Genomic DNA, 26,996 nt, shown 5'->3' on the forward strand with positions numbered 1-26,996 from the left:
CGAAAACAGGCCACTTCAGCACTACATCACAAATTCGTTTGACTAGGCATTTCCTGGAATCGTGGGCTCGCCTGGCAACTCACTCAGTCCGGTGCCGGATGGCCAAGAATCGGGCACCGAACCCCGGTGCATGTTCCCGCAGATGAACCTGGCATGGCAAGGTCAATCCGGTTCCCAAGGTGCTTGGTTTACATGACTAGCCTTGTCAGGTTCATGGCCACGTAACGTTGTGGAGGCCGACGCGCAACGTTTATCCAACGATGAGCTTCTGGGATTGGTGGTCCCATCATGGTGCTGAGTCCACGCACCGGGTTGCCGGGCAGCGCGTGATAAATGCGGCTGGCACACGTGCGCTGAAATGGCCTACATTAGGCCACTGAAATGGACCAGACTGACCGCTTTAATGGCCTAACCGAAGTTGCCGAAACACACCTTCAAGTGATTTAGGAGCTCCTATCATAGAACGAAGGACCATCCACACATCCTTCGATGCCGGCTTTGCGCATTCGGCGTAGCTCTCTATTTCTCTCAAAGTTATCTAGAAAAGCTGCCTTTCGTTTAGCAAACCATGTGTAATTGACGGCACCGGCGACCACCCTCTGTTTTATCTCGGAGTGTTGACTTATGCGGCATACGAGACTGTTTGGATCCGAGTAGTCATTGGCGTCTGGCCACTTTTTGGTAAGCCATAGTTCGATCTGTTGCAAGTTTCCCTCTAACGCTACGGCTTCCTGATATATGCGATCCGGTGCAGTGAGGCGAACTATGTTCGCAGCAGCTTCCATTTCCCCATATGAGGTCTTCCAACTATCTGGATTTACCTGGCCGCTATCGTAGGCAAGGGTCATTTGCTCGAAAGTTCGATCTGCAGCTGTGAGAAAGTTGGCGACGCCTTGTCGTGCACGTTGAAGTACTTGCGCCCTATGTTGGTTTGATCCCACAAAGATGGCAACGATAGCCGCAACCAAAACGCCTAGACCTGTCATAATCACTTGCGGCCAATCAGTCCCTTGGTCGACAACGTGAGTACAAATCAACAGGTCCATGTCAGATAGGTTATTTACTTCGCATCTCGTCATATAACGATTCATACCATGTTGTATTGCTCCACGAACTGAATCGCACCGGTACTTGCCTATTTCTTGTTAGAGAAAAAGGGTTGCAGCGCCTTAGACGCGAACGCCGGAAAGCTCCTCACGCAGCACTGCAGCCCCAGCGCTCAGTGCGCTGAGCTTGGCAAGTGCCACATCTCGGGGGAACGGTGCCATGCCGCAGTTGGTGCTTGGGATCAGTTTGTCCGCATCCACGTATTCCAGCGCCTTGCGCAGGGTTTCTGCCACTTCGTCCGCGGTTTCGATCTGCTGGTTGGCCACGTCGATCGCGCCGAGCATGACCCGCTTGCCACGCACCAGTTCCACGACCTCCAGGGGGACATTCGAGCGGTGGGATTCCAGGGAAATGGTGTCAATGGATGAGCGCTGCAGCAACGGGAACGACTTCTCATAGTGACGCCACTGGGTGCCCAGCGTCGCCTTCCAGTCATTGTTCGCCTTGATGCCGTAGCCGAAGCAAATATGCGCCACAGTTTCCGCTTTCAGTCCCTCGCAGGCGCGCTCCAGAGCGGCTACGCCCCATTCAGCTACCTCGTCGAAGAACACGTTGAACGCCGGCTCGTCGAATTGGATGACATCCACTCCGGCGGCTTCCAGTTCTTTGGCTTCCTGGTTCAGGATGGCAGCGAACTCCCAGGCTAGCTTCTCCCGGCTGCCGTAGTAGCTGTCATGCAGGGTATCCACCATGGTCATCGGGCCAGGCAGGGTCCACTTGATCTGCCGGTCAGTCAGTGTGCGCAGGAACTTCGCATCCTCTACGAATACCGGGGCCTTACGCTCTACCGCGCCGACAACGCTGGGCACGCTGGCCTCATAGCGATCGCGGATCAACACAGTCTGTTTATTCTCGAAATCAACGCCTGACAGGTGCTCGATGAAGGTGGTCACGAAGTGCTGCCGGGTCTGCTCTCCATCGGAAATGATGTCGATGCCGCGACGGGTCTGCTCCAGCACCGCGGCCCGCATCGCGTCCTGCTTGCCCTCGGCCAGCGCTGCTCCTTCCAGCTTCCATGGAGACCACAGGGTCTCGGTCTCGGAAAGCCATGAAGGTTTAGGCAGGGAGCCGACGATAGAGGTGGGAAGCAGGGAATTGGTCATAACTGGTCCTTTGGATTCTGAAGGTAGGTGATTAGGCGGCAGGGACTGCACAGTTGGCGGCCCAGGAGTCGAGCAGTTCGCGGTGCGGAGCGATGAAGTGCTCCTTGGTGAACTTGCCCTGGATCTTGCCCAACTGGGTGCGTTCCTCGCGGTCATAATAGATACGCGTTGGCGAGAAGTCCTGCGCGCCGAGGCTTGGCCGGTAGATCGCAGGTGCCGCCGAATTCGCGTTGTAGATCTCCGGACGGTAGATCTTCTGGAAGGTTTCCATGGTGCTGATCAGGCTGATCAGCTGCAGATCGGTGTAGTCGGCCAGCAGATCGCCGCGGAAGTAGAAGGCCAGTGGTGCGACGGACCCCTCGGGCATGAAGTAGCGCACTCGCAGCCCCATCTTCGCGAAGTAGGTGTCGGTCAGCGAGTCCTCGTCCTGGCGGTACTCCCAGCCCAGCACCGGGTGGCGGTTGCCGTTGCGGCGGTAGATCTTGGAAGTGGAGACGCTGATGCAGATGACCGGCAGCTGCTCAAAGCACTCGCGGTAGGCCGCGGAATTCAGGAAATGCTCGAAAAGCCTACCGTGCAGGTCGCCGAAATCCGCTGGAGGCACCGGCTTGCCGTCGGCGTCGATGGATTCGGGCAGCACGACGCTGAAGTCGTAGTCACGCACATAAGAAGAAAAATTATTGCCGATGATGCCGGGGCTGCGCACACCGGTTTTGCGGTCCAGGATGCTGGTGTCCAGCATCTCCAGCAGTGGGAAGTCCTGCGCGCCCTGCTCCGAGTCGAAGTGCACATTGGCGGAGATGATTTCCAGCTCCACCGAGTAGCGCTCGCCGTCGGGATTGTCCCAGTGGGCCAGCGAATTGAAGCGCCGGTTGATCATCGTCAGAGCGTTGCGCAAATTCTGCTGGCAGTGCTCACCGCGGGCCAGATTGGCGAAGTTCGTGGTGAGTCGCGAGTCCGGCGAAGGAGTGTAGTTTTCGTTGAATTCTGTGCTTGAAATGCTGAAGGTCAATGCGTCTGGCATGGCGGCCAATCTGTTGGTCAGCGGCCGGAAGCGGCCGGAAGAACGTCGATGCGTCAATCATGCATGGCATTTTTGATATCAGGTAACTCTGTCTAACTATGGATTCCTATAGACTCAAACTATGGTTCAGGGAACGAGCGGTCTGACACTGCAGCAATTGCGCTACTTCACCACGGTCGCGGCCGAGGGATCCATCTCGGCTGCCGCCGACCTTTTGTACGTCGCCCAGCCGAGCATGTCCGCGGCGATGAAGGAGCTCGAAGCGCGGGTGGGGCGCACGCTGCTCATCCGCTCCGCCCGGGGCATCACGCTCACCAGCGACGGCGCCGAATTCCTCGGCTACGCCCGGCAGGTCCTTGAGCAGGTCGAGCTGCTAGAGCACCGCTATCTCGGCCGTCCCTCGGCTCGCCGGCTGCTGGGTGTCTCCACCCAGCACTACTCCTTCGCGGTGGATGCCTTCGTGCGGATGGTCCAGGCCAGCGGCGCCGACGAGTACGAGTTCTCGCTGCGCGAGACCCGCACCGAGCAGATCATCGAGGATGTGCGCACGCTGCGCAGCGAGATCGGGATCCTCTACCTCAACGACTTCAACCGCAAGGTCATCGAGAAGCTGCTGCGCGAATCCCGGCTGGTATTCCACCCGCTCTTCCGCTCCCAGCCGCACATCTTCGTTGCCCGCAGCAACCCGCTGGCCTCCCGAACCCTGGTGTCTCTCGAAGATCTCGAAGATTTGCCGCGGCTGACCTTCGACCAGGGCGCGAACAACTCCTTCTACTTCGCCGAGGAGATCCTCTCCACCCGCTCCAGCCAGCGTGAAATCCAGGTCTCGGACCGCGCCACGATCTTCAACCTGATGATCGGTCTGGGCGGGTACACCATCTCCACCGGCATCATCAGCGACGAGCTGGATCCCTCCATTGTCTCCATCCCGCTGGCTGTCGAGGAGCGCATCGATGTCGGCTGGATTGACCACGCCGCCATCCCGCTCACCGAGCAGGCCCGGCGCTACCTGGACGAGGTGCGCGCGGTGGTGGCCGGATTCGGAGTCGAAGTCCTGGGCTGAGCGTCATCTCCGGTCATTGAAATTTGGTGCTCTGTCATGCGTGCGGGTGAAAACCCTGGGATTTCAAGGATTCTTGCTTCCTTGGTGCGTCACATAAGGGTTTGCGCCCTTACGTCATCATGACAATTCGGCGACATATGAAGCGCGGCGGCGTTCTGTGAAGCTCAGCGATTCGGGCCGCTTGCCCGGTTCGCGGCCGATGCCCAACCATGGAAGAACAACCCATCAAGAGCGGCCGAGAGATCTGGCTCGACGACGCCGCAGCAACCATCGGGAAACCGAAAGGTGCTACCGCCAGAACCGATGGAGCAGTTCCGGACCCGTGGCTTCGGTGTCCGGTGCACTCCCTCGCAGACAACGAGGAGGAGCAATGAGCCAGGAAACCGACGCGGTGCACGCAGGGTACCGCCCGAGCGGAGAGTTCCGCCCGATGCTGCCGCCGCTGCACAATTCCGCGGCCTACCAATTCGCATCGCACGCCGAAGCGGTGGAGAAGTTCGCGCTGCGACAGGCAGGCTTCACCTACTCGCGCACCGGCAACCCCACCGTGTCCATCCTCGAGCAGCGCGTGGCCGCGCTGGAAGGCGGGGCCCAGGCGGTAGCCACCGCCACCGGCCAGTCCGCGGTGGCGTTGTCCTTGCTGGCGCTGACCCAGGGACCCAGGCACATTGTGGCTTCCTCCTCGCTGTACGGCGGCACCGTGGACCTGTTCACCGACACCTTCGCCGACTTCGGGATCCGCGTCAGCTTTGTCGACCAGGCCGATCCGGCCGCCTGGGCCGCGGCCATCGAGGAGGACACCCGGGCGTTCTTCTTCGAGTCCGTGTCCAACCCGCTGTGCACCGTGGCCGATATCCCGGCCATTGCGGCGATCGCGCACGAGCGCAACATCCCGGTGGTGGTGGACAACACCCTGGCCACCCCGCTGAATGTGCGCCCGCTGGAACTCGGCGCGGACATCGTGGTGCACTCGGCCACCAAGGGGCTGGCCGGGCACGGCTCGGTGCTTGGCGGGGTAGTGGTGGATTCGGGAACCTTCGACTTCTCCGATTCCTCCCGCTGGCCGCAGATCGCCGCGCCGCGGGTGCGGCTGAATGGCACGTCGCTGCTCGAGCGCCACGGGCCGGCGGCCTACGCGATGCTGGTGCGCTCCAAGTTCCTGCACGACCTGGGCCCGGCCCTCGCCCCGGCCAGCGCCCAGGGCATCCTCGCAGGCATCGAGACCCTGCCGGTGCGCGCGGCCCACGTGCAGCGCAGCGTCACCAGGCTGATCGACGCGCTTGCCGAGTATCCGGGCATTGCCGCCATCCACCACCCCGCGCTGCCCGAGCACCCCAGCCACGAGCTGGCCCGGACGCTAGCGCCGAAGGGCACCGGCTGCGTGCTGGCCATCGAGCTGGCCCACCCATCCCTGGTTTCCCCGGTGATCGACGGGCTCAAGCTGATCAGCCTGGCCGCGAATGTGGGCGATACCCGCACCATGGTCGCCCACCCGGCCACCATGACGCACTGCCGGCTCTCCGAAGCGCAGCTGGCAGCCGCCGGGCTGAACACCTCCACCCTGCGCCTGTCGGTGGGCCTGGAAGACCCGGCCGACCTGCTCGCAGATATCACCCAGTCGCTGGATCTCGCGCTGGCCGCGACCACCGCCGACACCAAGGAAGTGAGCTTCGCATGAGCGGCTTCAACACCCAGGCCGTGCACGCCGGCCAGCACAAGGACCCGCACACCGGTGCGGTGATCCCGCCGATCTACCAGACCAGCACCTTCATCCAGGACGGCATCAACGTGCTGCGCGCCGGGCACGAGTACTCGCGCGGCTCCAACCCGACCCGCAACGGCTTCGAATCCCAGCTCGCCGCGCTGGAAGGCGGCGCCGCCGGCTTCTCCTTCGCCTCGGGCATCGCCGCCGAAGATGCGCTATTGCGCGCAGTGCTTGAGCCGGGCGACCACATCGTGCTGGGCGCCGACGGCTACGGCGGCACCAACCGGCTGATCTCGAAGCTGCACGGCAAATGGGGGATCAGCTCCTCGGCGGTGGACATCACCAACCTGGAGGCGGTGCGCGCCGCGCTGCGCCCGAACACCGCGCTGCTTTGGGTGGAAACCCCGTCCAACCCGTTGCTGGGCATCGCCGATCTGGCCGGCTGGGCCGCAATCGCCGCCGAGCACGGCGCCCTGCTGGTGGTGGACAACACTTTCGCCACCCCGTACCTGCAGCGGCCACTGGACTTCGGAGCGCACGCGGTGGTGCACTCGACCACCAAGTACATTGGGGGGCACTCCGACGTCCTCGGCGGCGCGGTCATCGTGGCCGACCACCTGCACCGCGGCCAATCGCTGGCCGAAGCCGTCGGCTACCAGCAGTTCGCCGGGGGAGCGGTCTCCGGTCCGCAGGATTCCTACCTGGCCGCCCGCGGGCTGAAGACCCTGGGCCTGCGCATGGAACGCCACTGCGCCACCGCAACCACCCTGGCCCGCTGGCTCGATGACCGTCCCGAGGTGACCCGCGTCTACTATCCCGGGCTGGAAAGCCATCCGGGCCACGAGCTCGCCAAGCGCCAGCAGCGCGGTTTCGGCGGGATCCTCTCACTGCAGCTCTCCGATGAAGCGGCAGCCCGCGCCTTCGCCGAGTCCATGGAATACTTCCAGCTTTCGGTGTCCCTGGGTGGGGTTGAATCCCTGGTCTGCTATCCGCGCGAAATGACCCACGCTTCGCTGATCGGCACACCGCTGGAGATTCCAGCGAACTTGGTCCGCCTCTCGGTGGGCATCGAGGAGCCCGAGGACCTGATTGCCGATCTGGAACGCGGGCTGGCCGCGGCCGCGAAGGCTTCCGAGGCCGACAGCACCCAGCACCGCAGCCTGGCTACCGCCTGACCTGTCGTTGCTGCACGCGGGCCTTCTGAATGGGAAGGCCCACGTGCACAATTCGACGGCAAACCGTTTGCACATTTCAGGCGATTCGCGCCTGTGGCACACGTCAGGCAAGGAACACTGGGTTCCAAAAGTGATGGTCTCCGGTCACCGTGAACGGGGAACCAGAATGCCAACTGCCTCCCGGGAGCCGAACATGTCGCAAAATCCAATGAAAACACTTAGTATCGCGGGTGCGGTAGCCATGGTCGGTTTGAACGTCACCGTGGTGGCCTTCTTTGTCCTTTGGCTGATTGCCGACGGTGTCGCCATTAGCCGTATGGAATCGGAGTCCAGCATGGATCCAAGCCAGATGCTTCCGAATTCCGAATTGATGTGGTTGGCAGCGCACGGTTCCTTGCTGATGGTCATCGTTCTCGATGTGCTGGCGGTTGCATTGCGGGTCAAGATGACCGGTGTTCCGCAGCGTGCCGCAGCTAAAGTACGGAACCTCTATGAGGCAAGGGATTTCCAGATTTAGCAAAGCGATTGGTTTGACCCGGCAATTGAATCGGCTATAGTCAGACCGGCTGGTGGAAATTCATCGTCTTGAACAAGGCATGGCACGGCTATCTCTGCACAGGCCAAGCCGCGGGCCCCGCTGAACGCGCTGGAAAGTTTGGTGTATTCGATGACGGCGGACCCGTCGACATGTGGGACTGCACAATGGAGAACCTTGCTACGGCGTTCAACTGAGTTCCCTTGTTAATCCAAATCTGGAATCTGAAGGACCCGAATTTTCGCTCTCCGGGCGATATCGCTTGGGCAACAATGCGTTCACACGAAGTGCAAAGAGGCTGTATTCCTGTCATGATTGCGGAGTGACTATCGATCCAGTTCAGCAGGGCATAGAAGAACAACTAATCGGACTCATCCCAAATCAAGGTGAATCTGAAGATGACGCGCTCCCACCGTCCAACGGTTTCTCAGCCTCTGTGAGTGGTGCTGACTGGACCGTAGACACGCTCGTTAACCAGATGCGTAAAGGACGAATTGATTTAGACCCAACCTTTCAGCGTCGTAACGCCTGGCTTGCTAATCGTAAGAGCAAACTAATCGAATCGATAGTCCTAGGTTTCCCAATCCCTCAGATCGTACTCGCTGAGAAACCCGGTCAACGTGGTCAGTACTTTGTTCTCGACGGCAAACAGCGTTTGCTAGCTCTCCGACAGTATTTCGCGGATCCAAATGAAGAGCGGGACTCGAACTTTGATCCTCTCACTTTGACGGGTCTGGAAGTGCTGACAGAACTGAACCGGAAAACTGTCAAAGATCTAGAAATTAGCCGGCCTGATTCTTTCAGCGCACTCGAGAACGCTACTATTCGCACCGTCGTGCTGAGCAATTGGAATTCAGAATCGCTGTTACTGTCACTGTTCTTAAGGCTCAACACCGGTAGCGTCGCTCTGTCGCCGCAAGAATTGCGACAGGCGCTCATTCCCGGCCCCTTTATGCAATGGATTGATGCAACTTCTGGAAACTCTAAGGAATTACAGAACCTTCTCGGGATTGAGCATCCGGATCGCCGCATGATTGATGCAGAGCTACTACTGCGACACATCGCATTTAGTACATCGCCACTGCCATACCGCGGTAACCTGAAAACCTTTCTCGATGACACATCGCGCCATTTGAGCGAGAAATGGACCACAGTAGAAGAAAGTCTGAGCGCGGCGAACAGTAACTTCAACGCGGCGTTACAACTCGGGCAAGAACTATTCGATAAGCATTTCTGCCGTAAATGGAGCGGAACAGGCACCACCACAGGGACTGGACACTGGGAGCGAGCTCTCAATCGTGCTCTATTTGACGTACAGGTCTATTCTCTGAGTTTTCCCCACGTACGCAAGGCAATAGCCACGCGACCAGACCAGGTTATTAGCGCGTTCAAACAACTTTGTGTTACAGACGAGACATTCGTTAGATCTGTCAGCACAACGACCAAAACTGCTAGCGCTTTCATTACCCGCCACCGAGCTTGGCATTCCATTGTGCAGGAATCGACGGGTGTTTCCTATGAGCTTCCAGGTGCACTCCAGCGTGACTAATCATCCGTTGCTGGCTGAAATCGCCGAAATCGATAACACCCTATTGAGCACGGTTACAACGGCACCGCCGGATCCGCTCAGCGCGGACGAGCGAACACGGACTCGGGCTTATCTCCTCCTGTGTCATGCAGTGCTAGAGGAACGAATTGAGAACATTTTCATAGAGCACTTCAATAGAGCTCTGGAATTGATCTCAAGCGACAAGCCCATTCCACGGGAGATCCTCCCTTTCTACGCTGCATCGATGGAGTGGGGAGTCAATTTTCTTCCAACGTACAGTAAGCGAAATTGGCTAGGCTTTATGTCAAATCCTCAGGCGCTTGAGCACGTCACGAGCGTGATCAAAAAGAATCATGGATTAAAAATGGAAAACGTCCGGGATCTTGCCAAGCTAGTCGGGATTGAGTGGGGCGTTATAGATGATGCAGCGGGAGTTGAGATGTCCGCACTAACAACTCTAGGGGTGAAACGCGGTGCAGCTGGGCATACCTCACTATTTAGTGGGAATGACAACTCCCTCTCAGGTGAAGAATATCCGGCCAATGTCCGAGAATGGGTGAACCAGGCGGCGAACACCGTCATCCGGATCGAAGCAGTGGTCGCTGAAATTTCTGCTTAGGGTGCAGTAACGCGTCAGTTGTACATCGTTCGAGATCCCTTCAGATTCGCACTCTGCCGAGAAAACAAACTTTGGTGAACGAGAAGCGGTCGTTTTGAAACTACCGGGGAGCTCTGGGGAGGCACGCGGGGATTAGTTTCAGAATCCCCGTCCAAGCCAGAATTGACCGTATAGTTGCCCCGCATGAGACGGTGACGGGGTTGACGTAGTCGCAGTTGACCAACCGTCGGCCTATCAATGTCCCCCGGCTTCGAAGTCCACGTAGGGGTGTGTTCATCAGGCGATCACCGAATTAGGGCAGGGCCGGACTCAGAGTAGGTAATGTAAGTGGCATGACAAAGGTCTTTCTCTCTCACTCCTCCATTGATAAGCCAATTGTCCGTCAGGTTATGGCTGAACTCCTGATGATGGGTGCTGACCCTTTTTACGACGAAGTAAGCATCACGAATGGAGCAGTCATCCCACACGATATAGACATGGCGTTGGGAATTACAGATACTTTCGTGTTGTTCTGGTCTAAAGACGCTGCGGTTGCGGACTGGGTTACGTCCGAAAGAGTTACTGCTTGGGGGATGTTCCACAACCAGCCTTCTCGTTTTGTTGTCGTCATTCTTGACGATACTGATTTGCCTCCCACGCTGAAGTTCAAGAAGTGGATCGATGCGCGGAATGATCACTCGCACATAGCCTCCGAGATCCTTGGGCTGAACAACGATACTAAACTGATCATGGCAGTACAAAAGACTTTTGAATCCTGGGGGATCGAAGTAGCTTATGTCCCAGGTTACGGTGCATATGTCGGGTGTCCTGACTGTGGAGCGGTCATAAGCGATGTGGAGCAATGGAGCCAGGTGGATCACAACAGGGAGGAACTGTATGTGGGCGTCCGGTGTAACAAGTGCAAGTGGGAAGACGGCGGGGGGGTTCCGTTCTAAACCGCCTTGTCCAAGCCTTCGTTGATAAAATTGAGGCCGATTCATTTGACATCAAATTTTGTCCCGACAGAGCTCGTTGGGCCTCGGCTACCGTATGATGACGGACCGCATATTAACAACCAAGGGTAAATGCTTTGCCTATGTTGTTCCGCTATTCCCGCTTGATTTTGATGTGGCCGAAGCTGATGCTCAAGATTAGAGTCTTCGACCCAGCTGATCGGAAAGAACTGCAAAAGTCGGGCGCGACTATGCTTCCCCTCGGGATAGTGGATGGTGAAGGGTGGACACATGATCGGAATTCTGAATCGGCTCATCGAGCACATCGAGGCGCACCTGCGCGACGAGATCGACCTCGCGGCACTGGTGCGCACCGACGGCACCACCGAATACCACATCCGGCGGATGTTCTCCTCACTGGCAGGCATGCCTATCTCCGAGTACATCCGCAGACGCCGGATGAGCATGGCAGCAGCCGATCTGCTAGCCGGCGACAACCTGCTAAACATAGCAACGCGCTACGGATACGGATCGGCCGAAGCCTTCGGGCGGGCCTTCCGTTCCGTGCACGGCACCAGCACCGCTGATGCCCGGACATCAGGTGGCCCCCTTCGAAGCCAGCCAGTCCTCAGGTTCAGCCTGACAGTCGAAGGGAATCGCCCCATGGATGCACGAATAGTAGATCGAGAAGAATTCCAACTCATCGGATAGGCCGCAAAGGTACCGCTGATCCACAACGGTCCCAACCCGCATAATGTAGGCCCACATTGCCTCCATCCCGGTGGCCGAGCACGCCCGGCTCAAGGAGCTGTCGTCCGCAGAACCTGCCGGCTTGCTGCAGATCAGCGCACAGGTGGACCCCGATTACCGTGAGGGCAGCGAGCTGACCTACCTGCACGGCGTGGCAGTATCCGGTGGCAGTGACGTGCCCCAGGATCTGGACACGATCCAGGTTCCTGCCGGCCAATGGGCGGTCTTCAGCGCTTCGGGACCCTATCCGTCAGCGTTGCAGGAACTCTATGCCTCCACTGCCACCGCGTGGTTCCCGTCCAATCCGTGGCGCTTGCGCGAAGGACCGTCCATTGTCGCCGTGCTGGATCGCGCTGAGGACTATAGTACCGCCACCTGCGAGCTGTGGCTGCCGGTGGAAACCGATAACTAAGTCTGTCCACAGCTCGCACGCGCTTGCCCCGCAGTTCCGATGCTGCGGGGCATCCTGGTTCCCATGAGCACAGACATCGCGCAAGCACTGAAGGACCTGGCCGACGCCAAAGCGTTGGCCGCTTCAGCGACCCGGCGCCTATCTCGCGCTGCTCACCGAAGACATGACCCAAGAACTCACCCGCACCCAGGTCCACGCTGCCGCCGCACTGCGCACTACCGGTGCCCACAAGCTGGACCAGGAATCCTTCCAGGCCATCACGGACCTCGGGCCCGACCCCACCATCGAGGAGATCGATGCGGCGAAGGGGCGTACCACCACGGGGCGCACGCATTTCAAGGATGCCAAAGGGTTGATGATCGGATGGCTGGATATCCCGCGCAGCACCGCGGACGCCCGGCTGGTGCAGGCCGACTGCCTGCTCGGCGGCGTGGACGAAGCAGGAGAACCAACTGCCCCGTGGTTGCCGGAGCTCGCCGCCCAGTTCGAGGACCCGGACATCGATCCGCGGCTGGTCGCCTCGGCGGCGATGAAGCTGCATTCGGTGCGCAAGGACCTGGGTGAAGGGAAAGCGGCCGAAGCGAAGAAGCGGCAGCTGCAGGCCGAGTCCGCGGCGTTCCTGTGGTCGGAGCCGAAATCGGCGCGCAAGCACATCAACGACCTGGTCGCGCAGGTCAAGGCCGGCAAGCGCCCGCTGAAGGCCCTGCTGGACGGGATCGGGATCTTCAAGCGCGGGATGCGCAAGGGGCTGGTTGAGTATCTCGTTCGTGTTCTTCCTCCGCGAATCTGGATAATCCTTCCACCGTTGCCGGTAATCGGCAGGGGTTGAAGGACGTGGATGCCCAGTTCGCCGGTGAGGAAACCAGTGGCTGGGATGATGAGGACAGCAAGTCGGATTGGGCGAAAGACAGACCCGGTGACGAGGACATCGAGGATGACCCGCCGGACGAAGATGATCACCACTCCGAAGAAGAGGACAGCCACCCGGAAAACGAGGATCTCCATTCCGAAGAAGATGGACTACCGACGGAAGATGCTTCAACAGAAGCGGAGCCGGTAAGCGGTGAATGGGAAGATCTGAAACCCGAGCGGCGGCGGCTTGTTGGTTTCATGGCTTTGCTGATGAGCGAACGGAAACCGAACGGTAGCCCGCCGGAACAGCAGGCCGGGCTTACCGGCTCGCAGGTGAGCATCATTCTTGATTGGGAGAAGATTAGGTCGAAGGGCTCAAAGTCCCGTTGTTGCTATGGCAATTATCGGATACGCGCGAGTAAGCCGGCACCAGGGGACCCCAACGCCGCAGGAAGCCAAGATGCGTGCCGCTGACGCGGAAAAGGTGCTTACCGGGCGCGGGGAATCGAGCCACATCGCCAGCCGGTCGCGATGGGAAGCATGACTGAGATACATGAGGGCCGATAGCAGGCTCGTGATCTGGGCACATCGGATAGCCGGCACCGAACGTACCCTTGAAACGCTCCGCGAGCTGGGAAACGCGGATTAATCCACTCAGTCTCGCCCAACCGCTCCCCGACATCGCGGCGCACACGCCTTTGGGCGATGCCGCAGCAGGGGCACTGACCATGCTGATTCATTTGCGCGTGCTCCACGGTCCGCGAGATCATTCGCAGGATCGCGGAGCACGCGCTGCAGCAGGCCGCCGGCTCGATGACCTATATTCGATCAGTCTCCTAAACACGGTACCTAGCCTCGAAACGCCTATTCCAACACTCGAAGGTCGACGATCAACAGGCAGATAGGTGAATAGTGTGCGGTGGCGGAATGTCTGGGTGTTATTGAGGCCCTTCCCGGGGTTGGGAACCATACAGTGAGTCGTTGACTTGATCGATCATTTCTTGAATCGCGTGGACTTTGCTCTGCCAGTACTTGTTGTTCTCGCGAGCTTGCGGTCCTTCTGCTTCTTCGTTCAACTCAAGAAGCTCGCTGAAATGGTCTCGGTAGGCGCACAGCGCAGCATTGAGAACTTCGATTTGCTCGTCATTGAGGTGGACGTTGAGCAATGATTCACGCATGGTGCTGATCCTTTCGTTGCCAGGGTGCGTCCGGTGCGTTCCGGACGCACCCCCGAATCAACCACTCCTTAGAAGTTTCCCCGGGAGTCCTCTCTTGTTCGGTGGCGAGCGTGAATACACCCGGACGGGACCCGCCCGACGCACCGAACGTTGAATTGTTCGTACTTCGTTGGTTCCTTCCGGGCACCGCTGACTGGGCCGCGGAACATCCTCGATCGAGGTGCAAAGGTGCGATCGAGGCGGCTGATGCTGACGGGAAGCTGTGGATAGCTCGAGCTCGTATATGGCCAGAAGCAACTCGTCATCAGCGACCAGCGGATCAAGTTCCGAATCAATGTGGGCAGACATGACACATCATCTCCGCACAGGCCTCCAAGGGGCCTTTCTTGGGTTAACTGGTGATTTCCTTGGGGTTCTTCTTGCCTTGGCCGACCGCGACCTGAATCCGGCGAGGTTTGGCACTCTCGGCGACAGCGATGTCGACACGTAGCACGCCATCCACGTAGGTGGCCTGGATACTTTCAGTGTCCAAATGATCCCCAAGGATAAGTTCCCGGGTGAAATGGCCCCAGAGTCGTTCCGAGCCGGCGATGTGCTGGCGGTCTCCTGGTTTGGCGCGTTCAGCGCGGATGGTCAGGATGTTCTTTTCCACTGCCATGTCGATCTGCTCGGCGTCGACCCCTGGCAGGTCGAACTCAGCGTGAAATCCGGTGTCGTCCTTCCAAGCCTCCATTGGCATTGGGTGGACAGGTTCGGAGCTGAGCTGGGTGTTGAAAGCTCGCTGTACCAAGCGGTCGAAATCGCGAAGTACCTCGGTCTGCATCATCTGAACTCATTCCTTTCTGGTGTGACTCTCTACGATGCTGCAATTCACTTTCCGTTAGATCTATGTCTAACGATGTAGATTTTATAGCATGGGATTCTGAGTTCATGCAAGCCTATTGAAAGTAAAAAATGACAAAAAATTCGCCTCGCTCCGTTCCTGTTGCTGGATCGCATTCGATTGCTACCGCTGCCCAGAGTGTGGGAGTGAGTGTGCAAACAGTGCGGTTGTATGAGTTGCGTGGTTTGATCACCCCGTCACGTACCAGCGGTGGCACGCGCAGGTATCAAGCCAAGGATTTAGCTCGGTTGCAGCAAATCTCAGAGTTGATTGATCGAGGCGTGAATTTGGCGGGCATTGGCATCATCTTGGAGCTGGAATCTGAAAATGAGGCGTTGCGTAAGGCACTTGCAAAGCAGTCTCATCGGCAAGGCGCGGATTGAATCATCAAGACCGTTGAGGGTCTATGCTTCTCGGCAGGGTGCCGACGAATTCTTGCCTAGGCGCCGCGGAGCCTGAAGGTGCACGTTCTGCTCGAGCACTTGGCAGTGGTCCTTGCTGATCGGCGTCACCGTGGAAGGCATCAAGCACGTGCTGGGCATCTGGGTCACCGAGAACGAGGGCGCGAAGTTCTGGGCGCAAGTCTGCGCGCAATTGGCCAACCGCGGGGTCAATGACGTGCTGATTGCCTGCTGCGACGGACTGACCGGGTTCCCCGAGGCGATCGAGGCGACCTGGGCGCGGGCAACCGTGCAGACCTGCGTGGTGCACCTGATCCGGGCGGCGAACCGGTTTGTCTCCTACGGTGACCACAAGGCGGTCAGCAAGCAGTTTAAGACGATTTACACCGCTCCGAGCATCGAATCCGCGGGCAAGGCGTTGGATGATTTCGAGGCATCCGAGCTGGGCAGGAAGTTTCCATCGGCGGTGGCCACCTGGCGCAACGCGTGGGAGCGGTTCACCCCGTTTTTGGAGTTCCCGCCCGAGTTGCGGAAGGTCATTTACACGACGAATGCGATTGAGTCGATGAACTATCAGCTGCGCAAGGTCACCAAGTCCCGAGGCGATTTCCTTATCGATGCGGCGGCGGTGAAGATGCTGTGGATGGCGATCTGCAATATCGAGGACAAGCGGGCAAGAGAGCGGTTCAAGGATGCGAAGAAGAAGGGTCGGACCCCGCGGGCCGGTGCTGGAGCGCATCTGGTGGAAGGGGCTGGGACGAGCGGCTGGAAGCAGGCCTTGCAGCAGTTGGCGATGGCTTACCCGGAGCGGATTGAGCCGTATTTGAATTGATTGTTACGAAGCCCTGAATAACGGATGTGACTAGGGGCTTACACAAACAAACTGACAAGCTCCTTGAAAACTCTAGGCGTTGGCTTCCAGATGCTTGGCAGCCAGAACGAGGTAGTGATCGGCGTTGGTCTTCAAGCCGGCGACTTCCTCTTCGCTCAGCTCGCGGCGGACCTTGGCAGGGACACCGGCAACCAGCGAACGCGGAGGAACCTGCGTGCCTTCCAGCACCAGCGCACCGGCGGCAACCAGCGACTGCTCACCGATTACGGCACCGTTCATGACGGTGGCGCTCATGCCGATCAGGCAGCCATCGCCCACGCTGGCGCCGTGCACCACTGCCGAGTGGCCCACCGAGATGCCCGCGCCCAGGGTGCAAGGAAAACCTTCATCGGCGTGCAGCACGACGTTGTCCTGCAAGTTGGTGCCTTCGCCTACACGAATCGGCGCCGAATCGCCGCGCACGGAAACACCGTAGAAGGCGCTGGCACGGTCAGCCAGCTCGACATCGCCGCTCAAGGTGGCGGTAGGGGCTACGAAAACGTCCTGGCCGACCTTCGGGGTCGCGCCGTCAATGGTAATAATGTGCGTCATTTCACCTACTGTAATGGCCAAGCATTGCTACAGCGAGTTCACTACCGAAGATCTCAAGTCCGCGAGCGGGCCGCGACCACCAGTGCACGCTGCCAGTCCCGATCCTCCTCGTCGGCGCGCAACGACAGTCCCAATTCCCGCGCGGCCTCGAGGAGCAGCAGCTGGCTGGTCGGTACCGGTGCGTTGAAATCCACCTGTGCGAAAGGGCCCTCAAGGCTGGTGAGAACCTGCGTCCGATGCACGTCGTGAGCATCATCCAGCGCGCTATCCTGCTGCGCGCGCCAGAACCAGCGCGCGGTATCAAATGCCTTCGCGAATTCATCCCACGAACCATAGTTTTGCTGCGCATACGACGCTGCCTGCAAGGCGACGTCCTGGGCTACGCGTTGATCCAAGAAGCCGCAGGTGGCCGCGGAGCGGGCGACCATGACGGCGCGTGAAAGATCCCAGACTAGGAAATCAAGTTCCTGCACGCCGCGCTCATTGCGCTGCAACCGGCGCAACGACAGCAATTCTTCGCGTGCTTCCTCGGATGTCCGCGCCCGGCTGACAAGTACCTTGCGCTGCTGGGCCAAGGCGGCTCCGCCGGCGTTGACCAGCTCCCGGGAGCGCTGCCAGTCGGAGCGGTGCCCGTGGGACAGCAAGGACCAGAGCACCTGGACGGCATCTCCGTCATTGAAGATGCCCCACGATTCGGCCAGGATAATTCGTTCTTCTTCCGCATCAGGGAAGAGGAACTCATCGAGGTCCGCACCTCGGCACAGCGCATAACCGCTGCTTATGGCCAGCGGAAAAGATAGCGGATCCCAGGCCAGCGCTTATTGGTAGCGCGGCCGATGGTGCTCTGGCAGCTGCAGAGCCTGTGCCCTCAATGCCTTGCGGTGCTTGCCCAAAGCCTTGAGCAATGGCCAGCACGCCGAGGCTGCAACCAGCAAGGCGATGACTGCCAGCGCTGCATAATCCATGCTCAGGAGAAGACGATGGTGCGCTGGCCGTCAAGCATTACCCGGTGCTCGGCATGCCACTGCACGGCGCGGGTCAGCGTCCGGCCTTCCACGCTGCGCCCCAGCTCAACAAGCTGCTCGGCCGTGCGGGTATGCGAGACGTGGGTGACTTCCTGGTCGATGATCGGGCCCTCGTCCAAGTCAGCGGTGACGTAGTGCGCGGTGGCGCCGATCAGCTTCACACCGCGGGCGTAAGCCTGGTGGTAGGGCTTGGCACCCTTGAAAGACGGCAGGAAGGAGTGGTGAATATTGATGACTCGGCCTTCCATGCGCTCGCACAGCGAATCCGAGAGGATCTGCATGTAGCGGGCGAGCACCACCAGCTCGATGTCGTATTTATCCGCGATGGACAGCAGCTCGGCCTCGGCCTGCGACTTGTTCTCCTTGGTCACCGGCAAGTGCACGAACTCCACACCGTAGAAGTCGGCCATCGGTTTCAGATCCAGGTGGTTGGAAACGATCACCGGCACATCGATGGGCAAGGTGCCGGCACGCTGGGCGAACAGCAGATCGTTGAGCGCATGCCCGGCCTTAGAGCACATGAGCATGGTGCGGGTGCGCTTGGTGCCGTCATCCACGCGCAGCGCCATGTGGAAGTCGTCGCGGATCGGTGCGAGCCCCGCGCGGATCTGCGCCAGCGACTGCTCGGTGGCGACCTCGATGCGCATGAAGAAGGTGCCGGTCTCCGGCGAGAGGAACTGCTGGGACTCGGTGATATTGCAACCGGCACCCAGCAGACCTCCGGAAATGGCGTGGACGATGCCAGGGCGGTCGATGCAAGATAGGGTGACGATGAAATTGTTCATGCATTGAGATTAACCGGCTGACGCGCTGTACGCACATTCGTCACGGTGGAGTTACATAGTCATGCATCGAGAAAACACAATCACCAGCAGCAATCGCACCCAGAGGCATGCTTGATGCGCCGTCAATGGCATCTTACGAACCGATGATAGGTGCTTGGCAAAGCTATGGCATGATGTCTATAAATTTGGCATATTCACGCTTGGGGAAACACATGGGGTTGTTGCATCGTTTTGCTTCGGTAGTGGGGGCAACAGCCTTGGTTTTCGCCGGGCTCGTGCCTCCGGCGCAGGGTCTTATCAGTCCTGCAGACTGCTTTGAACACACGGATGAGACCGCCAGTGTCGTCGTGGGATTATCCTGCAAGAATGTGACGTCGTTGCAGGAACTGCCGATGACGGGCGATATTCAGTGGATCGGCATCGACACCCAGAAGGATCAAGTGCTCGGTGGTCTGGAAGTCCTGGCGGCTAACCCCCAGTTGAAATCGGTTCGGATCAGCAAAGCTCCACAGGAAATCATCCCGGAATTGGCACAGCTGCCAGTGCTGGAATCCCTGTCTCTGACATTCCCCAAGGGGCAGCAGGTGCAACTGGCGGGGCTAGGCCAGCTTTCGGGACTGAAGGAGCTTGAAGTGCTGGCCACGAGTTCAACGGATTACCGGTGGGCCAAGGACCTGTCCAATCTGGAAAAATTGGATCTCGCCAGCTACACCAAGCCGCTCATCGAACTGAAGATCGGTGCCAGTGCGGAAATTGAACCGGTGATAACGGTGGATGGCCGTGTGCTCAGGCCGTGGGAATATACCGGCGAACGAATCCTGGGTCAGATCAGCCCCACCGGATTCACCGCGAATAAAGCCGGATTCGCGGGATTGAGGACAGAACTCACCGACTTTGAGGCGGTGATCCCCGGACAGGACAACCTGAAGTCTGTCAGCTACGCAGCCAGCTGGCACATTGGCGTGCGCGATACCGTCCAGCTTGGCAGGATCTCACTGAATAGGAACCCGTCGCTGGCGGGCCATGATGCGGCGGTAGTCGGCGATTCCTTGCTGGCACCCACGACCAACTACCCATACACTGCCCTGCAGTGGACCCGCAACGGGGAACCAATTCCAGATGCGGTGGGGGAGAGCTACCAGCTGGTGCGCGAGGACACTAATAAAGTCATCGCGCTGAGCTACGAGACGAAAGCGGTTCGTCAAAACGGCGAAGTATGGGTCCCCTCGGCACAAGGGACAATGAAGTACGGCGCACCGATCGCCGCCACGGTGGCCTCGATTGCCAAACCAACGATCAGCGGCAGCAAAATCGTGGGATACAAGCTCACCGCTTCCCTCGATTCCGCATACTTCCCGGACTTTGAACGCCGTTATCAGTGGCTAGTCGACGGTTTCGAGATTCCGCGGGCTACCGCGAAAACCTATACCCCGCCTCAGTCCTACGCCAATCGCAAGATCTCTGTACGGGTTACAATGCATGCTGCGGATGGAGAATCGGTCTGGCTGCCGACCAGCAGCGCGGTGAAAGTCGCCAAGGGAACCATCACGGTTGTCAAGCCAAAGGTCTCCGGAACGGCAAAAGTCGGTTCGAAACTCACCGCCAACGCCGCTATGCCGGCTCCAGCCGCCCAGTCCACGAAGTACCAGTGGCTGCGCGGCGGCAAGAAGATCAAGGGTGCCACGGCAAAAACATATACGCTCAAACCCGCAGATCTGAACCAACGGATCTCAGTCTCGGTGGCCTATGCCAAGACCAACTACACCACCAAGACCGTGACCAGCACTGCGACAGGGAAGATCGCACCAGCCAAGCTCAAGGTGATGAAGAAGCCGGTGATCAACGGCAAGAAATCCACCGGCAAGACTTTGAAAGCCACGGCAGGCAGCTACAACACTAAAAACGTGAAGATCTCCTACCAATGGACGCGCTCCGGAAAGATCATCCCCAAGGCCACCAAGCCGAACTACAAGGTCGTCAAAGCCGATGCCCGGAAGACCTTAGGCGTGTGGGTGACGGCTTCGAAACCCGGCTACACCACCGTGGTCACCAAGGTCAGCAAGAAGTAACTCTGCAGGCTATACCGCAACCGCGGACAGGAATTTGCTGGCCGCCAGCGCCGCCTTCCTCCCAGCCCGGGTAGCGCCCAGCGTCGAGGCCGATGCGCCATAGCCGACGAAGAACAACCCCGGCACCTCTACCGCCGCGACCCCGTCCTCCAGCAGGATGCCGCCGGCCGCGGTGTGCAGCTTCAGCTCGCGCAAATGCCGGTGGGCATGGCGGAAACCGGTGGCCCACAGGATCGCATCGATCTTCTCGCGTGACCCGTCGGTGAAGACCACCGCATCGGATTCCAGATGGTCGATCTTCCCGCGCGAGACCAGTGCACCGGAGGCGATTCCTGCACGCATCGCCGGCGTGAGCAGCAGCCCGGTGGTGCCCACCACCGACTTCGGCGGCAGTCCCGCGCTGGTGCGCTCGTTGACCTGGCGCTCCACTTCCAGTCCCCACTCCGCGCCGGTGGGCTCTTCGCGCCAGTCCGGGGCGCTGCGCGTGGACCACAGGGTGTCCACCCCGGCCGCGCGAAGCTGCACGATGAACTGGGTGGCGCTGGCCCCGGCCCCGACCACCAGCACCCGCTGCCCGGCGAACTGCTGCGGGGAACGGAAGCCGTTGGTGTGCACCTGCGGGCCGTCGAACTGCCCGGGGTAGACCGGCCAGAACGGGTTGGTCCAGGTGCCGGTGGCGTTGATAATTGTCCGGGCCCGGTACTCGGCATCGGCGTGCACCACGAAGTTCTCGCCGTCCCGCGTCACCGAGGTCACCGGTGCGCCATGGCGTACCGGCAACGAGAAACGCCTCTCGTATTCCGCATAGTATTCGGAGACCACTTGGGAGGCCGGCCGCGTGGAATCCTGCACCTCAAGCGGGAAATCCGGCAAGGGGTGGATATGGTGCGCGGTGCCCAGGGTCAGGGCATCCCAGCGATGCTGCCACGCCCCGCCGGGCCCCGGGTTCGCATCGAGCACCAGGAAGTCGATGCCGCGCTTGGCCAGATGGTAGGCGGCGGCAAGCCCGGCTTGCCCTGCGCCGATCACGATTGTCGAGTACACAATCAAGGTAACCCTGCACACTTCAAAGTCATTCCCGAGGCCATTTTCGCTACACTGGAGGGCGTGACTGGCGTTAGGTGGGTAACCACCAGGGAGCTAATCGTGCGAGCCGCGCGCCTGGGTTTGCATGCCATCCGCCTGAACAGGGCACCTACGGAAGGATACGCGTGAGCGCACGCATTCTCGACGGCAAGGCCACCGCGGCCGCTATCAAGCAGGAACTGGCCGAACGCGTTGCCGCGCTCAAGGCTGCCGGGCACACCACCGGACTGGGCACCATCCTGGTCGGCAATGACCCTGGCTCGGCCTGGTACGTCGGCGGCAAGCACAAGGACTGCGCCGAGGTGGGCATCGAATCCATCCGCGTGGACCTGCCCGAGGAAACCACCCAGGACGAGCTGCTGGCCAAGGTCAAGGAGCTGAACGAGAACCCGGCTTGCACCGGCTACATTGTCCAGCTGCCGCTGCCCAAGCACATCGACCAGGACGTCATCCTCGAAGCCATGGACCCGGCCAAGGACGCCGACGGCCTGCACCCGATGAACCTCGGCCGCCTGGTTGCCAACGTCAACCGCCCGATGACCTCCCCGCTGCCGTGCACCCCGCTGGGCTGCGTGGACCTGCTGGCCCGCCACGACATCGACCTGAACGGCAAGCATGTGCTGGTGGTCGGCCGTGGCGTGACCATTGGCCGCCCGGTCGGCTTGCTGCTGACCCGCCGCAGCATCAATGCCACCGTGACCCTGGCGCACACCGGCACCACCAACCTGGACGAGCTGCTGGCGCAGGCCGATGTGGTCATCGCCGCCGCCGGTTCGGCCCACATGATCAAGACCGCCAAGCCCGGAGCGATCCTGCTGGACGTGGGCGTCTCCCGCGTGGACGGCAAGGTCACCGGAGATATCGATCCAGCGCTGTACGAGACCGCCAGCTGGGTTTCGCCCAACCCGGGCGGCGTGGGCCCGATGACCCGCGCAATGCTGCTGAACAACGTGGTCGAAGCCGCCGAGCGCAACGCCGCGAAGTAGACGCAAGAAAACCGGCAGCCCAAGCGGGCTGCCGGTTTTTTGATCCCTACAGGCCTTACAGCGCGTCCTGGGCCACGGGCTGCGCAACTTTGCGCTTGTCGAAGACCAGGGCTCCGACTTCCTGCTCGGCCTGGTTGCCGATGCCGAGGTCGATGCCGCTGCGATCACGCACCAGACTGACCGCCGCCAGCGACACCGCGGTGAGCGCGAACAGGTACCAGCCGACCGCCGTGGTCCCGCCGGTAGCCTGCACCAGCGCGGTGGCGATCATCGGGGCGAACGCGCCGCCAAGGATCGCGCCGAAGGCGTAGGAGATGGAAACCCCGGAGAAGCGCACCGAGGCCGGGAACAGCTCGGAGTACAGTGCCGCCTGCGGTCCGTAGGAGAAGCCCAGCCCAATGGCGAATAGCGCGAACGCCACGTAGAGCAGCGGCAGGCTGGCGGTGCTGACCAGCCAGAACAGCGGGAAGATGCACAGCAGCTGGCTGATGAAGCCGATCTGGTAGGTGCGCTTGCGCCCGATCCTGTCTGCCACGACCCCGGAGAGCAGGGTGAAGGCGAACCACATGACCGCGCCGAAGGAGACCGCCAGCAGCACTTCGGTGCGGGTGAAGCCCACCGGCCCCGCAGGATCGGTCATGTAGGCCTGCAGGAATCCTCCGGTGGTCATGTAGCCGGCGGCATTGTTGCCGGCGAAGATCAGCGCGGCAATCAGCACCAGCAGCCAGTGCTTCTTGAACAGCACCACGATGGGCACGCGGGTCTGCGCCTTCTTCTGCGCGATCTCCTCGAAGACCGGGGATTCATCCACCGAGCGGCGGATGAAGTAGCCCACCACGATCAGCACGAAGCTGAGCAGGAACGGCACGCGCCAGCCCCACGCCACGAACTGCTCGCCGGGCGAGATCACGCCGGTCATCAGCGCCATCATTCCCGAGGCCAGCAGCATGCCCAGCGGAACGCCGAGCTGCGGGTAGGCGCCGGCCCGCGCCCGGCGGCCCTTCGGGGCATGCTCCACGGCCATCAGCACCGCGCCGCCCCATTCGCCGCCGGCGGAGATGCCCTGGATGATGCGCAAGAGCAGCAGCAGGATCGGGGCCAGCACGCCCGCGGTCTCATAGGTGGGCAGCACGCCGATCAGCGTGGTGGAGGCACCCATCAGCGCCAGGGTGAGCACCAGCATGGCACGCCGGCCGATCTTGTCCCCGTAGTGCCCGGCCAGGAACGCTCCCAGCGGGCGGAAGAGGAAGGAAATGCCGACGCTGGCAAAGGAAAGCAGCAGGCCGATCTGCGAGCCAGCCGGCTCGAAGAACAGCTGGGCGAAGATCAGCCCCGCCGCGGTGGCGTAGATGAAGAAGTCGTACCACTCGATGGTGGTGCCGATGACGGTGGCGAAGGCGACGCGCCGCTGGCTGGTGCCGGGGCGTGCTGTGGGTGTGTTCATGAGCTGACCTCATTGGGATGGGAGTAATTAGGTAGGAGTGCGCGTTCTAGGCCGCGACCGGTGTGGCGTTGGCCAGTTCCTTCAGGGATGCTCCGGCGAGCATGGCTTCGGTGATGCGCTCGCCGCGGGCCAGCAGCTTGCGCGCGGCCGCGTGGTCGGCGGGCCGGTTGAGGGATTCCACCGCTACCAGCTGGCCGTCGCGCAGCTGGGCGATGGAGAATTTTCCGCTGCCCGGGTCGCCCAGCAGCATGCTGCTGCCGGTGGGCTGGGCCAGCCCGGCGATCTGCAGCCGGTGGCGGCCCTGGATGCTCCAGAACCAGGGGACTTCCGAGTACAGCGTGGGCTCGCCGCACAGCGTGCGGGCCAGGCTGCGCGCCTGGTCCGCGGCATTCTGCACCGATTCCAGCCGCACCCGCGTGCCGTCGCGCTCGGCATTGGCGCAGTCGCCGAGCGCGTAGACGCGCTCATCGCTGGTGCGCAGCGCGGCATCCACCAGGATGCCGTTCTCGCAGGCCAAACCCGATGCTTCGGCCAGCTCCACGTTGGGCAGCACGCCGATGCCGTAGACCACCAGGTCCGCACGGTAGATTTCCCCGGCGGTGGACTGCACCAGCAAATCCTCGTGCGCGTCGATGGACTGCACGCCTTCGCCCAAGCGCAGGTCGATGCCGTCTGCGCGATGCGCCTGGGTGAACCAGTCCGAGAGCTGGCGGGAGACCGAGCGGTTCAGCACCCGGGGAGCAGAGTGCAGCACCGTGGCATCGATGCCGCGGGTCCGGGCCGCCGCCGCGAACTCCAGGCCGATGAAGCCGGCGCCGGCCACGACGACCCGCTGGGCGCCGGTAAGTTGCCGGCGCAGGTTTTCCGCATCCTGCAGCGTGCGAAGCCCGATGACCCGCGAGTCCTCGGCACCGGGGCAGGACAGCACCCGGTTGCGTGCGCCGGTGGCGAAGACGAGCCGGTCATAGCCGCGTTGCTGCCCGTCGGACAGGGTCACGATGCGTGCGGCGCGGTCAACCGCTGTGGCGCGCACACCGGTCAGCAGTTCGATGCGCTGCTGGGCGTAGAAGTCCTCCGAGCGCAGCGGCAGCGCTTCGGGCTCCTGGGCCGACACGAAGTCCTTGGACAGCGGAGGGCGCTGGTAGGGCTGCTGCCCGCCCTGGTCGACCAGGGTGATGGTCCCGGCATGGCCGTGCTCGCGCAGCGATTCGGCCAGCTGCACGCCGGCGTGGCCGGCGCCGATGATCAGGATGCTCTCGTTCATCTCACACCTGTTCGGAAGGCACGGCCACGCGGATGGACTGCAGCGTGCCGCCCAGGGACACCTGGCAGCCCAGTCGGCTGTTCTCGGTACGCTCTGCGGTGGTGCAGTCGAGCATTTCGTCCTCGTCTTCCGAGAGTTCCGGAAGGCTAGCTGCATCCTCGGGGTTCACATAGACGTGGCAGGTGGCGCACATGGCCTGGCCGCCGCATTCGCCGACGATTCCGGCGATGTTATTGGCGACGGCGGCGCGCATGATGTTGCCGCCCTCGGCGACCTCGACGTCGGTGGCGGTGCCGTTGGGCTGTTCAAAGGTGATGGTAGGCATGGAAGGCTCCTTAGAAGTTGAGTGATGCTTAGTCCCAGAGGACCGGCATTTTGGTCATGCCGCGGAAGACCCAGCCGGCATCGATGCTGGCGGTGGCCGGATCCAGTCGCAGGTTGGGCAGCTTCTCGAAGATCGCCGGCAGGGCCACTTGGGCCACCTGGGCGCGGGCGATCCAGGTGCCGGCGCAGAAGTGCACGCCGCCGCCGAAGGCCAGGTGCGGCTTCTTCTCGCGGAAGATGTTGAACGTTTCGGGGTCCTCGAAGACCAACGGGTCGCGGTTGGCGGCTCCGAGCACCACGCCGAGGCGTGCACCGGCCGGCAGGCTGATGCCTTCAAGCACCAGTTCCTGGGTGGTTTCCCGCGGGTACATGCCGATCGGAGCGACCCAGCGCACCGATTCCTCGAAGGCCTTGGGGAACAGCGCAGGGTCCTGGCGTACCGCTTGCAATTGTTCGGGGTTCTGCAGCAGCGCCCAGACGGTGGTGGCCAGCACGTCGCGCGGCTCGTTCAGCCCGCCGCCGATGGTCATCTTCAGGTTGGCGCGGATGCCTTCCAGCGGGATCGGCATGGAGGCCAGGTTGGAAAGCAGCGAGTGGTCCGGGTTCTTCGCTAGATACGGGAGCATCTCGTCGATGGCGGCGTCGACCTCCGCCGAGGAGGCCTCGGCCTTGGCCCAGACCTCGGGGTCATCGGCGTAGTTGCCGGTGCCGTCGATCATGGTCTGGCTCCAGCGCTGCATGTCCTGCTGGGTGGCGTTGTGGAAGCCGCAGATCAGCCGCAGGTTCTCCGCGGTGTAGGGGGCTGCGTAGTCCCAGACGAAGTCCGCGCCCGGGCCCTTGGCGAGCAGCTCGCCCAGGTACTTCTCGTTGTTCTGCGCGAAGATCCCGTTCCAGTGCTTCTTGATGGTGCCCGGGCGCAGCGTCGCGCCGTAGGAGTCGCGGTCCACCTGGTGCTCCGGGTTGTCCTTGCGCAGCATCGAGTGGCCCATGGACCGCTTCATCAGCGAGTTGCGCTCGTTGGCGGAGAAGCGGGCTTCGTCCTGCTCGATCTCGTGGCAGGCGGCGTAGGAGGTCACCATGTAGCGGTTCACTGCCGGGACCCAGTGCACCGGGGCTTCGGCGCGCATTCGCTGGTAGATCGGGAATGGATCGCGGTACAGGTCATCGATTTTCACCCAGTCGGCCACCGGGGCCTCGCGGACTGCGGACTCGGTGCTGGCGTGCGGCACTGGCGCGGTGCCGGGGGTGGCCTGTGCGCCGGTAAAGGGGCAGGTCGCTGGGGCGGTGCTCATGCTGTCTCCT

The 26,996-nt window shown here is 61.1% G+C and carries 27 protein-coding genes, 2 pseudogenes and 1 riboswitch; of the genes and pseudogenes, 15 read left to right on the forward strand and 14 right to left on the reverse strand.

The annotated features are described in order from the left end of the window. Nucleotides 1-443: 443 nt before the first annotated feature. From BKX98_RS06185 to BKX98_RS06195, 3 genes are all read right to left on the reverse strand, one after another. The gene (locus BKX98_RS06185; RefSeq protein WP_143181041.1) at nucleotides 444-1,046 is read right to left on the reverse strand and encodes a hypothetical protein; all 603 of its coding nucleotides are present in this window, start codon (nucleotides 1,044-1,046) and stop codon (nucleotides 444-446) included. 123 nt (nucleotides 1,047-1,169) lie between these two features. Beyond that, nucleotides 1,170-2,210, reverse strand: coding sequence for a methionine synthase (locus tag BKX98_RS06190; RefSeq protein ID WP_073706564.1), 1,041 nt, complete (start codon nucleotides 2,208-2,210; stop codon nucleotides 1,170-1,172). A 31-nt stretch (nucleotides 2,211-2,241) separates the two neighbouring features. Continuing rightward, nucleotides 2,242-3,234 carry a putative oxygenase MesX gene (locus BKX98_RS06195; protein ID WP_073706827.1) on the reverse strand — a complete coding sequence of 331 codons (993 nt, stop codon included), beginning with the start codon at nucleotides 3,232-3,234 and terminating at the stop codon, nucleotides 2,242-2,244. 121 nt (nucleotides 3,235-3,355) lie between these two features. On the opposite strand from BKX98_RS06195, the gene BKX98_RS06200 reads away from it, so the two are divergent. The 10 genes and pseudogenes from BKX98_RS06200 (at nucleotide 3,356) to BKX98_RS06245 (ending at nucleotide 13,300) form a co-directional block, all read left to right on the forward strand. Further along, nucleotides 3,356-4,297, forward strand: a complete 942-nt coding sequence (locus BKX98_RS06200; RefSeq protein WP_073706565.1) for a LysR family transcriptional regulator — start codon at nucleotides 3,356-3,358, stop codon at nucleotides 4,295-4,297. 219 nt (nucleotides 4,298-4,516) lie between these two features. After that, nucleotides 4,517-4,607: riboswitch (SAM riboswitch) on the forward strand. Nucleotides 4,608-4,667: 60 nt separating this feature from the next. Further along, nucleotides 4,668-5,975 carry an O-acetylhomoserine aminocarboxypropyltransferase/cysteine synthase family protein gene (locus BKX98_RS06205; RefSeq protein WP_073706566.1) on the forward strand — a complete coding sequence of 436 codons (1,308 nt, stop codon included), beginning with the start codon at nucleotides 4,668-4,670 and terminating at the stop codon, nucleotides 5,973-5,975. After that, the gene (locus tag BKX98_RS06210; protein WP_073706567.1) at nucleotides 5,972-7,177 is read left to right on the forward strand and encodes a cystathionine gamma-synthase; all 1,206 of its coding nucleotides are present in this window, start codon (nucleotides 5,972-5,974) and stop codon (nucleotides 7,175-7,177) included. The genes BKX98_RS06205 and BKX98_RS06210 overlap by 4 nt, the downstream gene beginning before the upstream one ends. A 193-nt stretch (nucleotides 7,178-7,370) precedes the next feature. Further along, complete coding sequence (locus tag BKX98_RS06215) at nucleotides 7,371-7,694, forward strand: hypothetical protein (protein WP_143181042.1); 324 nt, start codon at nucleotides 7,371-7,373, stop codon at nucleotides 7,692-7,694. A 340-nt stretch (nucleotides 7,695-8,034) separates the two neighbouring features. Then, nucleotides 8,035-9,261, forward strand: a complete 1,227-nt coding sequence (locus BKX98_RS06220; protein WP_083586660.1) for a DUF262 domain-containing protein — start codon at nucleotides 8,035-8,037, stop codon at nucleotides 9,259-9,261. Beyond that, nucleotides 9,254-9,880, forward strand: a complete 627-nt coding sequence (locus tag BKX98_RS06225; protein WP_143181043.1) for a HEPN domain-containing protein — start codon at nucleotides 9,254-9,256, stop codon at nucleotides 9,878-9,880. The genes BKX98_RS06220 and BKX98_RS06225 overlap by 8 nt, the downstream gene beginning before the upstream one ends. Nucleotides 9,881-10,212: 332 nt before the next feature. Further along, complete coding sequence (locus BKX98_RS06230) at nucleotides 10,213-10,815, forward strand: toll/interleukin-1 receptor domain-containing protein (protein WP_073706570.1); 603 nt, start codon at nucleotides 10,213-10,215, stop codon at nucleotides 10,813-10,815. A 288-nt stretch (nucleotides 10,816-11,103) separates the two neighbouring features. After that, nucleotides 11,104-11,974 (forward strand): annotated as a pseudogene (locus BKX98_RS06235) (GyrI-like domain-containing protein). A gap of 163 nt (nucleotides 11,975-12,137) precedes the next feature. Next, entirely contained in the window at nucleotides 12,138-12,803 is a 666-nt protein-coding gene (locus BKX98_RS06240; RefSeq protein WP_073706571.1) for a hypothetical protein, read from the forward strand. Between the two features lie 5 nt (nucleotides 12,804-12,808). Beyond that, nucleotides 12,809-13,300 carry a hypothetical protein gene (locus BKX98_RS06245; RefSeq protein WP_143181044.1) on the forward strand — a complete coding sequence of 164 codons (492 nt, stop codon included), beginning with the start codon at nucleotides 12,809-12,811 and terminating at the stop codon, nucleotides 13,298-13,300. Between the two features lie 464 nt (nucleotides 13,301-13,764). On the opposite strand, the gene BKX98_RS06250 is transcribed toward BKX98_RS06245, so the two are convergent. Then, a complete protein-coding gene (locus tag BKX98_RS06250) occupies nucleotides 13,765-14,004 on the reverse strand; it encodes a hypothetical protein (protein ID WP_022874873.1) in 240 nt (79 codons plus the stop codon). Between the two features lie 391 nt (nucleotides 14,005-14,395). Next, nucleotides 14,396-14,830, reverse strand: a complete 435-nt coding sequence (locus BKX98_RS06255; RefSeq protein WP_073706573.1) for an Hsp20/alpha crystallin family protein — start codon at nucleotides 14,828-14,830, stop codon at nucleotides 14,396-14,398. Nucleotides 14,831-14,958: 128 nt separating this feature from the next. Here BKX98_RS06255 and BKX98_RS06260 point away from each other — a divergent pair, with 128 nt between their 5' ends. Both BKX98_RS06260 and BKX98_RS06265 read left to right on the forward strand, forming a co-directional pair. Beyond that, nucleotides 14,959-15,270: a MerR family transcriptional regulator gene (locus BKX98_RS06260; RefSeq protein WP_052253536.1), complete on the forward strand. Its 312-nt coding sequence runs from the start codon at nucleotides 14,959-14,961 to the stop codon at nucleotides 15,268-15,270. A gap of 112 nt (nucleotides 15,271-15,382) precedes the next feature. Beyond that, nucleotides 15,383-16,120: pseudogene (locus BKX98_RS06265) on the forward strand (IS256 family transposase); the annotation flags it as partial. A gap of 72 nt (nucleotides 16,121-16,192) precedes the next feature. On the opposite strand, the gene BKX98_RS06270 reads toward BKX98_RS06265, so the two are convergent. After that, on the reverse strand, nucleotides 16,193-16,711 hold the full coding sequence (locus BKX98_RS06270) for a gamma carbonic anhydrase family protein (protein ID WP_073706575.1): 519 nt from the start codon (nucleotides 16,709-16,711) through the stop codon (nucleotides 16,193-16,195). Nucleotides 16,712-16,764: 53 nt separating this feature from the next. Continuing rightward, a complete protein-coding gene (locus BKX98_RS06275) occupies nucleotides 16,765-17,355 on the reverse strand; it encodes a DUF1266 domain-containing protein (protein ID WP_233125298.1) in 591 nt (196 codons plus the stop codon). On the opposite strand from BKX98_RS06275, the gene BKX98_RS17210 reads away from it, so the two are divergent. Next, nucleotides 17,344-17,511, forward strand: coding sequence for a hypothetical protein (locus tag BKX98_RS17210; RefSeq protein ID WP_233125299.1), 168 nt, complete (start codon nucleotides 17,344-17,346; stop codon nucleotides 17,509-17,511). The genes BKX98_RS06275 and BKX98_RS17210 overlap by 12 nt on opposite strands. Before the next feature lie 18 nt (nucleotides 17,512-17,529). Here BKX98_RS17210 and BKX98_RS17000 read toward each other — a convergent pair whose 3' ends face one another. Further along, nucleotides 17,530-17,676, reverse strand: a complete 147-nt coding sequence (locus BKX98_RS17000; RefSeq protein WP_158024669.1) for a hypothetical protein — start codon at nucleotides 17,674-17,676, stop codon at nucleotides 17,530-17,532. A gap of 2 nt (nucleotides 17,677-17,678) precedes the next feature. After that, nucleotides 17,679-18,521: a formyltetrahydrofolate deformylase gene (gene purU, locus BKX98_RS06280; protein WP_073706577.1), complete on the reverse strand. Its 843-nt coding sequence runs from the start codon at nucleotides 18,519-18,521 to the stop codon at nucleotides 17,679-17,681. Nucleotides 18,522-18,628: 107 nt separating this feature from the next. Between purU and BKX98_RS06285 the strand changes: the two genes are divergently transcribed. Then, nucleotides 18,629-20,590 (forward strand): hypothetical protein, encoded by a 1,962-nt coding sequence (locus BKX98_RS06285; protein WP_143181045.1) that lies wholly within the window; start codon nucleotides 18,629-18,631, stop codon nucleotides 20,588-20,590. 9 nt (nucleotides 20,591-20,599) lie between these two features. On the opposite strand, the gene BKX98_RS06290 is transcribed toward BKX98_RS06285, so the two are convergent. After that, a complete protein-coding gene (locus BKX98_RS06290) occupies nucleotides 20,600-21,634 on the reverse strand; it encodes an NAD(P)/FAD-dependent oxidoreductase (protein WP_073706829.1) in 1,035 nt (344 codons plus the stop codon). Between the two features lie 167 nt (nucleotides 21,635-21,801). On the opposite strand from BKX98_RS06290, the gene BKX98_RS06295 reads away from it, so the two are divergent. Next, nucleotides 21,802-22,662 (forward strand): bifunctional methylenetetrahydrofolate dehydrogenase/methenyltetrahydrofolate cyclohydrolase, encoded by an 861-nt coding sequence (locus BKX98_RS06295; protein ID WP_073706579.1) that lies wholly within the window; start codon nucleotides 21,802-21,804, stop codon nucleotides 22,660-22,662. Nucleotides 22,663-22,717: 55 nt separating this feature from the next. On the opposite strand, the gene BKX98_RS06300 is transcribed toward BKX98_RS06295, so the two are convergent. From BKX98_RS06300 to BKX98_RS06315, 4 genes are read right to left on the reverse strand one after another with little or no spacing between them, the layout of a single operon-like run. Continuing rightward, entirely contained in the window at nucleotides 22,718-24,106 is a 1,389-nt protein-coding gene (locus BKX98_RS06300; RefSeq protein WP_073706580.1) for an MFS transporter, read from the reverse strand. Between the two features lie 46 nt (nucleotides 24,107-24,152). Beyond that, entirely contained in the window at nucleotides 24,153-25,370 is a 1,218-nt protein-coding gene (locus BKX98_RS06305) for an NAD(P)/FAD-dependent oxidoreductase (RefSeq protein ID WP_073706581.1), read from the reverse strand. 1 nt (nucleotide 25,371) lies between these two features. Further along, a complete protein-coding gene (locus BKX98_RS06310; RefSeq protein WP_073706582.1) occupies nucleotides 25,372-25,695 on the reverse strand; it encodes a 2Fe-2S iron-sulfur cluster-binding protein in 324 nt (107 codons plus the stop codon). A 28-nt stretch (nucleotides 25,696-25,723) separates the two neighbouring features. Continuing rightward, nucleotides 25,724-26,986, reverse strand: a complete 1,263-nt coding sequence (locus BKX98_RS06315) for a cytochrome P450 (protein ID WP_083586662.1) — start codon at nucleotides 26,984-26,986, stop codon at nucleotides 25,724-25,726. Nucleotides 26,987-26,996: the final 10 nt, after the last annotated feature.

Source organism: Glutamicibacter sp. 0426 (assembly GCF_001906485.1).
GTDB lineage: Bacteria > Actinomycetota > Actinomycetes > Actinomycetales > Micrococcaceae > Glutamicibacter > Glutamicibacter nicotianae.